Source organism: Stenotrophomonas sp. STEN046 (genome assembly GCF_056759755.1).
This window is the reverse complement of record NZ_JBRRDR010000001.1, coordinates 40239-54366: the sequence shown is the minus strand read 5'-3', so window position 1 is coordinate 54366 and position 14128 is coordinate 40239. Positions and strand designations below refer to the sequence as shown.

12 protein-coding genes are annotated in these 14128 nt (G+C 66.2%); all 12 read left to right on the top strand.

What is annotated here, in order from left to right; translation table 11 throughout:
• The first annotated feature begins 1 nt into the window (after position 1).
• Positions 2 to 1207 (top strand): flagellar assembly peptidoglycan hydrolase FlgJ, encoded by a 1206-nt coding sequence (flgJ, locus tag ACVOLJ_RS00250; RefSeq protein WP_481563113.1) that lies wholly within the window; start codon positions 2 to 4, stop codon positions 1205 to 1207.
• 8 nt (positions 1208 to 1215) lie between these two features.
• Positions 1216 to 3096 carry a flagellar hook-associated protein FlgK gene (gene flgK, locus ACVOLJ_RS00245; RefSeq protein ID WP_475278705.1) on the top strand — a complete coding sequence of 627 codons (1881 nt, stop codon included), beginning with the start codon at positions 1216 to 1218 and terminating at the stop codon, positions 3094 to 3096.
• Positions 3093 to 4295, top strand: coding sequence for a flagellar hook-associated protein FlgL (gene flgL / locus ACVOLJ_RS00240; RefSeq protein ID WP_475278704.1), 1203 nt, complete (start codon positions 3093 to 3095; stop codon positions 4293 to 4295). Before flgK ends, flgL begins: the two co-directional genes overlap by 4 nt.
• Before the next feature lie 392 nt (positions 4296 to 4687).
• Positions 4688 to 5911 (top strand): flagellin, encoded by a 1224-nt coding sequence (locus ACVOLJ_RS00235; protein ID WP_475278703.1) that lies wholly within the window; start codon positions 4688 to 4690, stop codon positions 5909 to 5911.
• Between the two features lie 72 nt (positions 5912 to 5983).
• Entirely contained in the window at positions 5984 to 7180 is a 1197-nt protein-coding gene (locus ACVOLJ_RS00230) for a flagellin (protein ID WP_481563112.1), read from the top strand.
• Between the two features lie 86 nt (positions 7181 to 7266).
• Positions 7267 to 8436 carry a flagellin gene (locus ACVOLJ_RS00225; RefSeq protein WP_481563111.1) on the top strand — a complete coding sequence of 390 codons (1170 nt, stop codon included), beginning with the start codon at positions 7267 to 7269 and terminating at the stop codon, positions 8434 to 8436.
• A gap of 445 nt (positions 8437 to 8881) precedes the next feature.
• Positions 8882 to 10300 carry a flagellar filament capping protein FliD gene (gene fliD / locus ACVOLJ_RS00220; RefSeq protein ID WP_481563110.1) on the top strand — a complete coding sequence of 473 codons (1419 nt, stop codon included), beginning with the start codon at positions 8882 to 8884 and terminating at the stop codon, positions 10298 to 10300.
• A 130-nt stretch (positions 10301 to 10430) separates the two neighbouring features.
• Positions 10431 to 10847 (top strand): flagellar export chaperone FliS, encoded by a 417-nt coding sequence (fliS, locus tag ACVOLJ_RS00215; protein WP_475279906.1) that lies wholly within the window; start codon positions 10431 to 10433, stop codon positions 10845 to 10847.
• Positions 10844 to 11137: a flagellar protein FliT gene (locus ACVOLJ_RS00210; RefSeq protein ID WP_012510978.1), complete on the top strand. Its 294-nt coding sequence runs from the start codon at positions 10844 to 10846 to the stop codon at positions 11135 to 11137. The genes fliS and ACVOLJ_RS00210 overlap by 4 nt, the downstream gene beginning before the upstream one ends.
• Complete coding sequence (locus tag ACVOLJ_RS00205) at positions 11134 to 11712, top strand: PilZ domain-containing protein (protein ID WP_481563109.1); 579 nt, start codon at positions 11134 to 11136, stop codon at positions 11710 to 11712. Before ACVOLJ_RS00210 ends, ACVOLJ_RS00205 begins: the two co-directional genes overlap by 4 nt.
• A gap of 91 nt (positions 11713 to 11803) precedes the next feature.
• Positions 11804 to 12436 carry a response regulator gene (locus ACVOLJ_RS00200; protein WP_475279918.1) on the top strand — a complete coding sequence of 211 codons (633 nt, stop codon included), beginning with the start codon at positions 11804 to 11806 and terminating at the stop codon, positions 12434 to 12436.
• Between the two features lie 276 nt (positions 12437 to 12712).
• The gene (rpoN, locus tag ACVOLJ_RS00195) at positions 12713 to 14122 is read left to right on the top strand and encodes an RNA polymerase factor sigma-54 (RefSeq protein ID WP_475279903.1); all 1410 of its coding nucleotides are present in this window, start codon (positions 12713 to 12715) and stop codon (positions 14120 to 14122) included.
• Positions 14123 to 14128 lie beyond the last annotated feature (6 nt).

Below are 14128 nucleotides of genomic sequence, written 5' to 3'. Positions count from 1 at the left end.
CATGCGCATCACGCCAGCATTTGAGCTGACGCCGGCCCAGCAGAACGATCCGGCAAAGATCGACAAGGTCGCGCGCCAGCTGGAAGGCCAGTTCGCGCAGATGCTGGTCAAGAGCATGCGCGATGCCAGCTTCGGCGATTCGCTGTTCCCGGGTGAAAACAAGATGTTCCGGGAGATGTACGACCAGAAGATTGCCGAGGCGATGACCCGCGGCAAGGGCCTTGGCCTGTCGAGCATGATCACCCGCCAGCTGTCCGGCGCACAGGCCGATGGCCCGGCGCTGGATACCCGCATGGACCCGGCCAAGGCCACCCGCGCCTACCAGCTCAATGCACCCGCGCAGGCGCCATCGTTGCCGTTGCAGGATGCCAGCCAGGCGGTGCGCATGCTGCAGCAGATGGCAGCCGGCAGCCAAGACGGTGCACAGGCGTCGATCGATCCGCAGGTCGCGCCGATGGAGCAGGCGCTGGACCTGATCGCCGGCCGCGAGAGCAGCAGCATGCATCGCGCGATGGGCACCGATGATCCGTATGCCGGCGCGATCGGCGGCGCCGACTGGGCCGCCAGCAGTGACCAGTGGGCGCCCACCGCCAGCAACCGCGGCAGCCGCACCACCACCGATGCGCTGGCCACCCGTACCGCCGTGGCCCAGCTGGGCGCACACACCCCCGAGGGTTTCGTGGCCAGCATCTGGCAGCACGCCCAGAGCGCAGCAAAGGAACTGGGCGTGGACGCCCGCGCCTTGGTTGCCCAGGCAGCGCTGGAGACCGGCTGGGGCAAGCGCCAGATCAAGCATGCCGACGGCAGCACCTCGCACAACCTGTTCGGTATCAAGGCCACCGGCTGGAAGGGCCAGAGCGCCAGCGCCGGCACCCATGAGTATGTCGACGGCGTGCGCCGCAACGAAACCGCCAGCTTCCGCGCCTACACCTCGCCGGCCGAGAGCTTTGCCGACTACGTGCGCCTGCTGAAGACCAGCCCGCGCTACCAGCAGGCACTGCAGGCCGGCACCGATGTGCAGGGCTTCGCACGCGGCCTGCAGCGCGCCGGCTACGCCACCGATCCGCGTTACGCGGCCAAGATCGCCGCGATCGCCGGCGGCCCGACCATCGAGCGCGCGGTGAACGCCGTGGCCGATGCGGGCTCGCGCCTTGGCCAGACCTTCGCCAGCACCGCAACCGCGGCGCTGGGTATCACTCGTCGTTGAGGAACACCATGTCCAGCGTCCTTTCCACCGGTACCAGTGCCCTGCTCGCCTTCCAGCGTGCATTGGCCACGACCAGCCACAATGTGGCCAACCTCAACACGCCCGGCTACAGCCGGCAGAAAGTCGACTTCGCCACCGCCACGCCGCAGAACTACGGCTATGGCGACGTGGGCAACGGCACCCGCATCGTCGACATTCGGCGTTCGGCCGACCAGCTTGCGATCTCGCGCCTGCTCGACAGCAGCGGTGAACTGGCGCGCTTGAAGCAGCTCTCGGGCATGGCCGACCGGGTCAACGCCCTGGTTTCCGACCCGGCCACCAATGTGGCGGGCGTGTGGTCGAACTTCTTCGATTCGGTCAGCGGGCTGTCCTCCAACGCCGCCGGCACTGCCGACCGGCAGAACATGCTGGACGGCGCCAAGGCACTGGTCAGCCGCTTCGGTCAGCTCAACACGCACCTGAACAACCTCAATGGCGAGGTCAACAACGGCCTGCAGGCCGGGGCCACCGAGGTCAATCGCCTGGCTTCGGAAATCGCCCAGATCAACGGCGCCATCGGCACCAACATCGCCAATGCCGCACCGGATCTGCTGGACCGCCGCGACCAGTTGATCTCGCAGCTGATCGGCTACACCGGAGGTACCGCTGTCATCCAGGACGGCGGCATCATGAACGTCTACACCGCCGGTGGCCAGGCGCTGGTGGTGGGCACCACCGCCTCCAAGCTCACCACGGTCTCCGACCCGTACCAGCCCGAGCGCCTGCAGCTGGCCCTGCAGACCCAGGGCGGAACCATCACCCTGGACCCGAAGGCGGTCGGCGGCCAGATCGGCGGCATGCTGGAATTCCGCGACACCGTGTTGACGCCGGCCCAGGCCGAACTGGGCAAGCTGGCCATCGGCCTGGCCGACACCTTCAACAGCACCCACCGCCAGGGCGTGGACCTGTACGGGAAGATGGGCGGTGACTTCTTCAACATCGGCAACCCGCGCGTGACCGGCAATGCCAGCAACACCGGCAGCGGCTCGATCACCGCCAGCTTCGGCGATCTGGGCAAGCTGGAAGCGCAGAACATCGTGCTCAAGTTCGATGGCACCAACTGGGCGGCCAGCCGCGCCGACACCGGCGCCGCCGTGCCGCTCACCGGTACCGGCACCGCTGCCGATCCGCTGTTGATCAACGGCGTCAAGCTGGTGGTCGGTGGCACCCCGGCAGCCAACGACCGCTTCCTGCTGCAGCCGACCGCCGGCGTGGCCGGCAGCCTGGAAATGGCGATCACCGATCCCTCGCGCATCGCCGCTGCGGCCGCCATCAAGGGCGCTGCCGCGCTGGCCAACACCGGCACCGGCAAGCTGAGCGGTGTCAGCGTGACCGACGCAGCCAATCCCAACCTGCGCAACCCGGCGGCGATCGTATTCACCTCGGCCACCACCTACACCATCGATGGGGGCCCGCCGCAGACCTATACGCCCGGCCAGACCATCAGCGCCAACGGCTGGAGCTTCGTGCTCGACGGCGCGCCCAAGAACGGCGACACCTTCAACATCACCCCGACGCCGGCCGGCTCGTCGGACAACAGCAACGCCACCAAGCTGTCCAAGGTGGAAGATGCGAAGACATTCAATGCCGGCACCGTCACCCTGAACGGCGCACTGGGCGGGCTGACCACCCAGGTCGGCGCCGCCGCACGCTCGGCCGAATACTCGCTCGACGCGCAGCAGGTGATCACCAACCAGGCGCAGACTGCGCGGGACGAAGTATCCGGCGTCAACCTGGATGAGGAGGCCGCCGACATGCTGCGCCTGCAACAGGCCTACCAGGCTGCCTCGCAGCTGATTTCCACCGCCGACAGCATGTTCCAGACCATCCTGGGAGCGGTCCGTCGATGAGCAGCCGTATCTCCACCAGCATGATGTACAGCCAGTCGGTTGCACTGATGATGGCCAAGCAGGCCAAGCTCAGCCACCTGGAACAGCAGATCGCCACCGGCAGCAAGATCGTCAGCGCCAAGGACGATCCGGTCGCCGCGGGCACCGCTGTTGGCCTGGACCGCAGCCTGGCCGCGCTGGATCGCATGAAGCTCAATGCCGGCAACGTGCAGAACCGCCTGGGCGTGCAGGAAAACACCCTCGCCCAGGTCAACGACCTGATGGCGCGCGTCAACGATCTGACCATCCAGGCCAGCAACCCTGCGCTGAGCGCGCCGGACAAGAAGACCCTGATCACCGAACTGAACCAGATCCGCGATGGCCTGCTGTCGCTGGCCAACAGCAGCGACGGCACCGGTCGCTACGTGTTCGGCGGCACCAATGACAGCGATCCGCCGTTCGCCAAGATCGATGGCAAGGTGGTCTATCGTGGCGACCAGACCCAGCGCCAGGTGGAAGTGGGCCCGGACACCTACGTACGTGATGCCCTGCCCGGCAGCGAGATCTTCCTGCGCATTGCCACCGGCGATGGCTTCGTCGATGGTGGCCCGGCCACAGGCAATACCGGTAACGGCGTGCTGACCAACATCACCCGCGACGGCAGTGACAGCTGGAACGGGCAGTCGTTCAGCGTGCGATTCACCGCTGCCAACCAGTACGAAGTGCTCGATGGCGCTGGCAATGTGACCGGCACCGGCACCTACAAGGCCGGCGACGACCTGGAGGTCAACGGCGTGCGCCTGCAGATCGCCGGCGCGCCGGCGGCCGGCGACAGCTTCAACGTGCAGGCTGCCAGCAGCCGCGACATCTTCGGCACCATGGACAAGTTGATCGCTGCGCTTGATGCCGACACCGGAACCCCGGCCAAGATGGCTGCGCAGCAGAACGAACTGCAGAGCGCGCTGCGCGACGTTGCACGTGCCGGAGAGCGGATGATCGATTCGCGCGCCGCCGGTGGCGCGCAGCTGAAAGCACTGGACAATGCGGCGGACATGCGTGAGGCCAACGGGGTCACGCTGAAGACCACGCTTTCGCAGATGCGCGACCTGGACTACGCCGATGCCCTGAGCCAGTACCAGCTGGAAAGCACCGCGCTGCAGGCTGCACAGACGCTGTTCTCGCAGATGCAGTCGATGTCGTTGTTCAACAAGATCCGCTGATCCAGCGCGCCAGCGCAGGACCCCAAGGCGGCGATGCCCTGCATCGCGGCCTTTTTCGTTTGCGTTGCGCCACAGGATCCACCGGGCATGGCCCGGCGCTACCGAAACCTGCCATGCCCGGCGCAGCACATCAGCGTTCAGCTTGCCCGGCGGGCGCCGATACCTTCTCCAGCGCTGGCCGGGCCCTGCCCGGCCGCCCTTCCGGGGGCAGCACAAACCCCGGAAAAACAGCCTTTCGCCACGAATTACGGCTTCCACGGAATTCCCGGCTAAAGGTTGTTGACAAAGCGCCGTTATTCATTTGGCAACGGCGAAGCACACAGCCAAACAAAAAAATCAGGCGGCGCTTCGTTTCTTTCACCAACGGGTTCCATATAAGAGGAGACGACCCCATGGCACAGGTAATCAACACCAATACGATGTCGCTCAACGCTCAGCGCAACCTGAGCACCAGCGGCAACTCGCTGGCCACCACCATCCAGCGCCTGTCGTCCGGTCTGCGCATCAACAGCGCGAAGGACGACGCCGCCGGCCTGGCGATCTCGGAACGCTTCACCACCCAGATCCGCGGCCTGGACGTGGCCATCCGCAACGCCAACGACGGCATCTCGCTGGCCCAGGTCGCCGAAGGCTCGCTGAGCGAAGTCGGCAACAACCTGCAGCGCATCCGTGAACTGGCCGTGCAGTCCTCCAATGCCACCAACTCGGCCAGCGACCGCAAAGCCCTGCAGGCCGAAGTGACCCAGCTGGTTTCGGAAGTGGACCGCGTCGCCAAGCAGGCCGACTTCAACGGCACCAAGCTGCTCGATGGCAGCTTCACCAGCCAGCTGTTCCAGGTGGGCGCCAACGCCGGCCAGTCCATCGCCATCAGCAGCGTGGTCAACGCCAAGGCCGACGCCCTGGGCGCGGCGAACTTCGCCAACGCCTACACCGGCACCAGCCTGGCCGCGGCTGACAAGGCCACCGCTGACACCACGTTCTCGCAGCTGCAGGTGGTAGTCACCCCGCCGGGCGGCACCGCAACGTCCATCAACATCGGCGACATCTCGGTGAAGTCCGGTGAGTCGATCAGCGCCGCCACTGCGGCTGCGATCAACAACAAGATTGGCGAAACCGGCGTGGTTGCCTCGGTCAATGCCGGTGTCGTCAGCCTGGCCTCGGTCAAGGATGGCCAGACCTTCAGCCTCGGCGTGGCCGGCCCGGCCTCCACCGTTCCGGGTGCAGTGGTCACCGACCTGGCCAATGTCGGCCTGACCCAGAGCAGCACCAACGGCGGCACCCTCACCGGCGTCACCAGCAGCTTCGTCAAGGATCTGGATGTCACCACCGCCGTTGGCGCGCAGAAGGCCATGTCGGTCGTCGACAAGGCGCTGGAGTCGGTCAACAGCGTGCGCGCCGACCTCGGCGCGATCCAGAACCGCTTCTCATCGGTGGTCGCCAACCTGCAGACCTCCTCGGAGAACCTGTCCGCATCGCGCAGCCGCATCCGCGATACCGACTTCGCCAAGGAAACCGCCGAACTGACCCGCACCCAGATCCTGCAGCAGGCCGGTACGGCCATGCTGGCCCAGGCAAACCAGGTACCGCAGAACGTGCTCAGCCTGTTGCAGCGCTGACATGAGCCGCCCCTGAAGCACGTCAGGGGCGTCTGACCCAACTCACGTGCAACCGCTCAAGGACCTCTCCTCATGGCACAAGTCATCAACACCAACACGATGTCGTTGAATGCTCAGCGTAACCTGAGCACCAGCGGCAGCTCGCTGGCCACCACCATCCAGCGCCTGTCCTCCGGTTCGCGCATCAACAGCGCCAAGGACGATGCGGCCGGCCTGGCCATCTCCGAGCGCTTCGGCACGCAGATCCGCGGTACCGACGTGGCCATCCGCAATGCCAACGACGGCATCTCGCTGGCCCAGGTTGCAGAAGGCTCGCTGACCGAAATCGGCAACAACCTGCAGCGCGTCCGCGAGCTGTCGGTGCAGGCCTCCAACGCCACCAACTCGGCCAGCGACCGCAAGGCGCTGCAGGCCGAAGTGACCCAGCTGGTCTCGGAAATCGACCGCGTTGCCAAGCAGTCGGACTTCAACGGCACCAAGCTGCTGGACGGTTCGTTCTCCAGCCAGCTGTTCCAGGTCGGTGCCAACGCCGGTCAGGCCATTGCCATCGACAAGACCATCGATGCCAAGACCAATGCTCTGGGTGGCGCGCAGTTCGCCAGCGGCAAGCTCGCCGTCACGATTCCGGCCGCCGCGGGTGACGATGCGAATATCACCGCCATCACCATCACCGACAGCAAGGGTAATGCGGTGAAGTTCGATGACCTGAAGGTTGCCAGCACCGGCGTGGCCGCTGACACCCAGAAGGCTGCCGCCAAGGCTCTGTCTGCTCACATCAATGCCAAGATTGGTGAAACCGGCGTCTATGCCGAAATCAATGCGGCGGGTACGGGCGTGGATCTGACCTCGGTCAAGGACAGCGTCGACAAGGATGGCGCCTACAAGGGCTTCACCGTGGCTGCCACCGGCGCGACCTACACCGACGACGTGACCGCTCCGGCGGCACCGGCCAAGCAGTTCGCCGACAAGCTCGACGTGTCCACCGTGAAGGGTGCACAGCAGGCGATGGAAGTGGTCGACAAGGCCCTGGGTGCGATCAACAGCACCCGCGCCGACCTCGGTGCGATCCAGAACCGCTTCACCTCGGTGGTTGCCAACCTGCAGACCTCTTCGGAGAACCTGTCGGCTTCGCGCAGCCGCATCAAGGACACCGATTTCGCGAAGGAAACGGCTGAGCTGACCCGCACCCAGATCCTGCAGCAGGCCGGTACGGCCATGCTGGCCCAGGCCAACCAGGTGCCGCAGGGCGTGCTCAGCCTGCTGCGCTGATCCGCTCCTTGATCGACCACCGGGCGGTGGCTGAGCTGCCGCCCGGTTCCTGAAATACGTTCCACCTTCGCCAAAGGAAAAGCACCATGGCACAAGTCATCAACACCAACACCATGTCCCTGAATGCTCAGCGCAACCTGAGCACCAGCGGCAGCTCGCTGGCCACCACCATCCAGCGCCTGTCTTCCGGTTCGCGCATCAACAGCGCCAAGGACGATGCGGCCGGCCTGGCCATCTCCGAGCGTTTCGGCACCCAGATCCGCGGTACCGACGTGGCCATCCGCAATGCCAACGACGGCATCTCGCTGGCCCAGGTTGCAGAAGGCTCGCTGACCGAAATCGGCAACAACCTGCAGCGCGTCCGCGAGCTGTCGGTGCAGGCCTCCAACGCCACCAACTCGGCCAGCGACCGCAAGGCGCTGCAGGCCGAAGTGACCCAGCTGGTCTCGGAAATCGACCGCGTTGCCAAGCAGTCGGACTTCAACGGCACCAAGCTGCTGGACGGCTCGTTCTCCAGCCAGCTGTTCCAGGTCGGTGCCAACGCCGGCCAGGCCATCGCCATCGACAAGACCATCAATGCCAAGGCCAATGCCTTGGGTGGTGCACAGTTCGCAACGGCAACCGCTGACGTCGGCGGCGCTGATGCCGTCGATACGGCCATTGCGGCCTTCACCATCACCGACAGCAAGGGCACGGTTGTCAATTTTGACGCGATGACCGTAAAGAGCGTCGGCGACGCAGCAGCCAACGCCATCGCTGCTGGCAAGGCCGCAGCTACCGCGATCAACGCAAAGATCGGCGAGACCGGTGTATACGCAGAAACCGCAGCGGATGGCGCACTCACGCTTACCTCCGTCAAGGATAGCGTGAACAACGCTGGCGTTGCGACGGCCTTCACCTCGACCATCGCCGGTTTCGGCGCAGGTGCTGCCGCCACCAACCAGTACGCCGACAAGATCGACGTGTCCACCGTGAAGGGTGCACAGCAGGCGATGGAAGTGGTCGACAAGGCCCTGGGTGCGATCAACAGCACCCGCGCCGACCTCGGTGCGATCCAGAACCGCTTCACCTCGGTGGTTGCCAACCTGCAGACCTCTTCGGAGAACCTGTCGGCTTCGCGCAGCCGCATCAAGGACACCGATTTCGCGAAGGAAACGGCTGAGCTGACCCGCACCCAGATCCTGCAGCAGGCCGGTACGGCCATGCTGGCCCAGGCCAACCAGGTGCCGCAGGGCGTGCTGAGCCTGCTGCGCTGATTCAAAGGCAACAAGGCGTCGCTGCCCTCGGATCACACCGGCGGCAGCCACAACCCGAATGCCCCCGCGCTCACACGCGCGGGCCATGCCCGGCCCGGGAAACATCCCGAACCGGCTTGGCATCGCCCGCCCCTGCGGACCTCTCTTTCAGCGCTGTACTTTTGACTGTACGCACCGGGCGGCTTCGTCTCCCCCCGATTGTTCAGTAGCCTGATCCCTCCCCTGCTTTTGGGGGAGGGTTTTTTGCAGACTCCCGGCAGCCTGCGGTGAACCCACCCGCACCCTGCCCCAGACCTCCTGCAACCGGCGTGCCAGAACTGCCCGAGCGGCCAGTGGCACGGCGCATGCATCAACGAAGTCCTCAAGACCCAGCGGCGCAGGCCGCTATTTTCGTTGACGACGGGCCACCGCACGATGGCCAGGCCCGGATACCAGGAGAAACGACGTGGCAGACTTTGGATACGGTGGCATTGGCTCTGGCCTGAATATTTCAGACATCGTCAACAAGTTGGTCGCGGCTGACCGCAAGCCCGCCGACAATGCACTGAACCTGCAGCAGTCCAAGACCAAGATGCAGCTGTCGTCGGTCGGCACGGTCACCTCGGCCTTCGACAAGCTGAAGACCGCGCTGACCGCCCTGAAGGCCACCACCGCCTTCGACACCCGCACCGTCACCGCCACCGGCAAGGCTGGCCCCAACAATGCCGACGACGTGTTGACCGCGTCGGTTGCGCTGTACGACCTGGGCACGAGCAAGGCAGCCGCCGCCAACGGCACCCACAAGATCGACGTGAAAAACCTGGCGTCGGCGCACAAGCTGATCGCCGACACCTCGGTGCCCAAGACCGATACCTTCGGCGCCGGAACCTTGACGCTGACCGTGGGCGTGGGTGACAAGGCCAAGACCATGAACATCGAGGTCGAGGCCGGCGACACGCTGACCACGGTGCGCAACAAGATCGATGCCGCCGGCCGAAAGGAAGGCGTACAGGCCACGCTGATCAGTTCCGGCGACAACCAGTACCTGTCCATTGCCCAGGAAAAGACCGGCGCGGCCAGCGCGATCAAGCTGGAGTACGGTGGCAGCGACCCGAAGCTGGGCGCGCTGGTCGGCAGCCTTAAGGAAAACAGCCCGGCCACCGATGCACTGCTGACCATCGACGGCGTGGAAGTGGTGAGCGCCAGCAACACCGTGACCGACGCAGTGCCGGGGCTGACCCTGAATCTGAAAGTGAAGGGACAGAGCACCGTCGTCATCAGCACCGACACCACCGCCGCGACCAAGGTGATGCAGGAGTTCGTGACCGCCTACAACGCGGCCATCGCGGCGATCAACACTGAAACCAAGTACGACGCGAAGACCAAGGAAGCCTCCGCGCTGACCGGCGATGCACAGATGCGCGGCGCGCTCGCCCAGCTGCGTTCGACGATGTCCGGCGTGCTGTTGGACCTGGCAGGCGACAAGCTGGACGCCAAGGCGCTGGGCCTGCAGACGCGCGGCTACCCCAACGCCGACGGCACCTTGGTGCTGGATAGCACCAAGTTCGCCGCCGCCCTGGCCGCCCAGCCCGAGAAGATCCGCCAGGCGATCACCGGCGATACCGGTGGCGCCGGCCGCCTGTACACCATGGTCGACGGCTACGTGAGCACCACGGTCGGCAAGGAAGGTGCATTCGTCGCCCGCACCAAGGGCCTGAACAGCACCCTGGACAACATCGACAAGCGCCGCAAGGACCTGGACGCACGCATGGTCGGTGTCGAAGCCCGCTACAAGAAGCAGTTCGTGGCACTGGACAGCCTGATGGGCAAGCTGCAGCAGAGCAGCAACACGCTGTCGCAGCAGCTGTCACAGCTGAACCGCTGAGGAAACGCGCGCGACGCTCAAGTTTGGCGTCGTACGCACCGATAACGGACGCAACAGCAATCATCGCAGCGCCGGCGCCAACGGTCCCTTTCGACCGCACGCCGGCACCCAGCGCAAGGGAGAATCACGAATGTACGGTTCCAGCCGTCAATACGCCGAGCAATACCGCCAGGTGGGTGTGACCAGTGCGGTCGCCGATGCCGACCCGCACAAACTGGTGGCGTTGCTGCTGTCCGGCGCGCTGGAGCGCGTGCGCCGTGCACAGGCCACCCTCGACCGGGGCGACCAGGCCGGCAAGGGCAAGGCGATCGGCGAGGCCTGTGCGATCGTCGCCCACCTCAACGGATCGCTGGACCACGAAGCCGGCGGCGAGATCGCCGGCAATCTGTCGGCCCTGTACGACTATCTGCTGCAGCGCCTGACCGAAGCCAACCTGCATAACGACCGTGCCGCGCTGGACGAATCGCTGCAGCTGCTGGGCGAGATCGACGGCGCCTGGAATGCGATTCCGCATGAGCAGCGCCGCCCGGCGGCGGTGGCACCATGAGCGTGCTTGAACTCAACGCGCAGCTGGACGCCTTCGAGAAGGCGCTCGGCGAAGAAGCCTTCGAACAGGCCGACAGCCTGCTGGATGGCCACGACAGCGCCCTGCACGCCCTGCTGAGCCAGCCACTGACCGATGCCGACCACGCGCCGCTGTCGGCGCTGCTGGAACGCCAGCAGAGCCTGCTGGGCCTGCTGCGCCAGCGCCGCGATGCGGTATCGGTGCAGCTGCATGATGGCCGCCGCTCCCTTCGCGCCGCGCATGCCTACCTGCAGGCAGAATCGCTGGCATGACCCTCCTGCCGACCACGTCGCTGCACCACCCGGCTGAAAGCGAGCTGTTCGATGAAACGCTCAGCTGCGAACTGGCCTTGCCTGCCGAGTTCCAGGCCGGCAGTGCAGTGGGCCGCACCAGCAGCGCCGAAGGCCTGCTGCGCAGCCTGGCGCTGGTCGAAGACAGTCGTATCGACGAACACGAAGAACGCAGCGAGGCCAGCCTGCAGCTGCAGCGGCTGGAAGCCAAGGTCGACCTGACCATGGTCCTGCTCGGCCGCCTGATCCGCCAGCAGGGCCAGGAACCGACGCTGCGCCCGGTGCGCTGGTCGCGCCGCGGCATCCGCCTGCAGCTGGGCCCGCGCAGCGGCGCCATGCCCGGCCAGGCTGGCGTGGTGCGCCTGCAGCCCAGCGACTGGCTGCCCGACCATATCGACCTTCCGGTGGAAGTGATCGCAGAGGCCGCCGATGGCGGCGGTGGCCACTACCTGTGGCTGCGCTTCCATCGCCTGGGCGATGGCCTGGAAATGGCGATGGAGCGTCACCTGTTCCGGCTGCACCGCCGGCAGGTGGCCGAGGCCCGCCGGGCACGTTGAAACCTGCCACCGCGACGACGAACGGACGGCCCTTGGCGCCTTCGTTCAGCTAAGTTAAGGTGGTCTCCCCTCCCCAACCTCCAGCGTGCCTGTGCGAGTTCTCATCGTCGACGATCACACCCTGGTTCGCGCCGGCCTGGCGCGGCTGCTGCAGGGGTTTGCCGACGTGCAGCTCGTCGCCGAGGCCAGCAATGCCGAACAGGCACTGCAGATGGCCCTGCTGCACGCCCCGGACGTGGTGTTGATGGATCTGTCACTGCCTGGCCGCACCGGCCTGGAGGCGATGAGCGACATCCGCCTGCGTGCACCGGGCACGCGCGTGGTGATGATGACCATGCACGATGATGCCGCCCACGTGCGCGACGCACTCGATCGCGGCGCCGTCGGATTCGTGGTGAAGGATGCCGCCCCGCAGGAACTGGAACTGGCCCTGCGCGCCGCGCACGCCGGCCAGGTGTTCCTCAGCCCGCAGATCTCGGCCAAGATGCTGGCCCCCATGCTGGGCCGCGAGAAGCCAACCGGCATCGCCGCGCTTTCGCCGCGCCAGCGCGAGATCCTGCGCCGCATCGGCAAGGGCGAGAGCAACAAGGAAATCGCAGCGGACCTTGGCATCAGCGTCAAGACGGTAGAGACCCACCGCGCACGCATGATGGAATCACTGGGCTGCCGCCGCGCCAACGATCTGCTGTTGCTGGCAGCACGCCACCAGCACGAGCTGGAGTGACGGCCTGGCGCCACGCGCCGACGACGGAATGCCGTCACCCCGACAGGCGCTGACAGGAATCCGTACACGACACATCGCCGCAGAGGCCGGGCCGACCACCACGAATCAACAACTTAGGCGCAGCAGTCGTCAATATCCCGCACCGATGTAGGGGATATCCCTACACGCTGTCGGGATCACCACCAACGCCCTCAGGAACCCCCTGATTCCGCGCCCGCCGGATCAAAAGCAAGATGTGTTCCACAAGGCGTCGGGGAGCGACGCCGGGGAACCACGATGAAGGCTGCACTCTCGACCCAGCTGGGCCAACAACTTCACCTCACCCCGCAGTTGCTGCAGTCGATCCGGCTGCTGCAGCTCGACGGCCTGCACCTGGAACAGGAAATCCAGCGCCTGCTGGACTCCAACCCGCTGCTGGAGATCGAAGACGCCGAGGCGCCCGCCGCCGAAGCCACCGATGCGGCCAGCACCACCGTCGACACGGCCGCCTTCGACGAACTGCCCGAATCCTCGATGTGGGACGTGGCGGGCGCCAACTGGCAGGACGGCGATGACGACCGCATGGCGCGCATTGCCGCTGGCGAATCCAGCGACCCGCAGCTGCGTGTGCTGCAGCGCCTGGCGCTGGACCTGGACGAGCGCGAGCTGGCCGTGGCGGCGTTCTGGCTGGAACACTGCGACGACGCAGGTTACCTGCAGGCGCCGCTGGCACAGCTGCAGCTGCTGGCCAGCGCGCAGTTCGACATCGACGGCAACGGCGTAGAGGCCATCCGCCAGCACCTGCTGCAGGGCGAGCCGGCCGGCATGGCCGCGCAGGACCTGCGCGAGTGCCTGCTGGCCCAGCTGTGCAGCCTGCACGGCGTGGTGCCGGCACGCCACCTGGCCGCGCGCATCCTGGACGGCAAGCTGGATGCCCTGGCCGCACATGACTACCCCGCCCTCGCCCGCCAGCACGACGCAGAAATCGATGATGTGCGCGAAGCGGTGCGGCTGATCCTTTCGCTGCAGCCGCGCCCGGGCGACAGCCTGTTGCCCGAACGCAACGCGGTGGTGGTGCCGGACGTGGTCGCCTGGCACGCAGACGAGCAGTGGAAAGTCGCCCTGAACCCGGCCACCAGCCGCCGCGTGTCGATCAACAGCCAGTACGAACAGGCCCTGGCCGAAACCAGCGAGGCCGCGCCGGCGCTGCGCGAAATGCTGCAGGAGGCACGCTGGTTCAGCCGCGGCCTGTCGATGCGCTATGACACCCTGCTGCGTACCGCGCGGGTGATCGTCGAACGCCAGGCCGCCTTCCTGGTGCGCGGCGAGGAAGCCATGGCGCCGCTGACGCTGAAGGAAGTGGCCGAGGAGATCGGCATGCACGAATCCACCGTTTCGCGCATCACCACCGGCAAGTACCTGCAGACCCCACGCGGCACCTTCGAGCTCAAGCACTTCTTTGCCGTGCGCCTGGAGGGGGCAAGTGTTTCCGGCCAGGCGGTCAAGGCCATGGTCCGCCGCCTGATCGACGCCGAACCGGCCGGCCGGCCGCTGGCCGACGAGGCCATCGCCGGGCTGCTGTCGCGGCAAGGGGTGAACATTGCCCGCAGAACCGTCGCAAAATACCGCGAACAACTGGATATCGCCCCGGCCCGCGAACGGCGCCGGCTCAGCGCCAGGCAACCACAGCTGGCCCGGGTGGGCTGAAAAGGA

What these genes read in the sequence shown, in the direction of transcription:
- ACVOLJ_RS00205 (WP_481563109.1), top strand. Translation starts at nt 11,134, where the DNA reads ATGACCCTCCTGCCGACCACGTCGCTGCACCACCCGGCTGAAAGCGAG.
- ACVOLJ_RS00230 (WP_481563112.1), top strand. Translation starts at nt 5,984, where the DNA reads ATGGCACAAGTCATCAACACCAACACGATGTCGTTGAATGCTCAGCGT.
- fliS (WP_475279906.1), top strand. Translation starts at nt 10,431, where the DNA reads ATGTACGGTTCCAGCCGTCAATACGCCGAGCAATACCGCCAGGTGGGT.
- ACVOLJ_RS00235 (WP_475278703.1), top strand. Translation starts at nt 4,688, where the DNA reads ATGGCACAGGTAATCAACACCAATACGATGTCGCTCAACGCTCAGCGC.
- ACVOLJ_RS00225 (WP_481563111.1), top strand. Translation starts at nt 7,267, where the DNA reads ATGGCACAAGTCATCAACACCAACACCATGTCCCTGAATGCTCAGCGC.
- flgL (WP_475278704.1), top strand. Translation starts at nt 3,093, where the DNA reads ATGAGCAGCCGTATCTCCACCAGCATGATGTACAGCCAGTCGGTTGCA.
- ACVOLJ_RS00210 (WP_012510978.1), top strand. Translation starts at nt 10,844, where the DNA reads ATGAGCGTGCTTGAACTCAACGCGCAGCTGGACGCCTTCGAGAAGGCG.
- flgJ (WP_481563113.1), top strand. Translation starts at nt 2, where the DNA reads ATGCGCATCACGCCAGCATTTGAGCTGACGCCGGCCCAGCAGAACGAT.
- rpoN (WP_475279903.1), top strand. Translation starts at nt 12,713, where the DNA reads ATGAAGGCTGCACTCTCGACCCAGCTGGGCCAACAACTTCACCTCACC.
- flgK (WP_475278705.1), top strand. Translation starts at nt 1,216, where the DNA reads ATGTCCAGCGTCCTTTCCACCGGTACCAGTGCCCTGCTCGCCTTCCAG.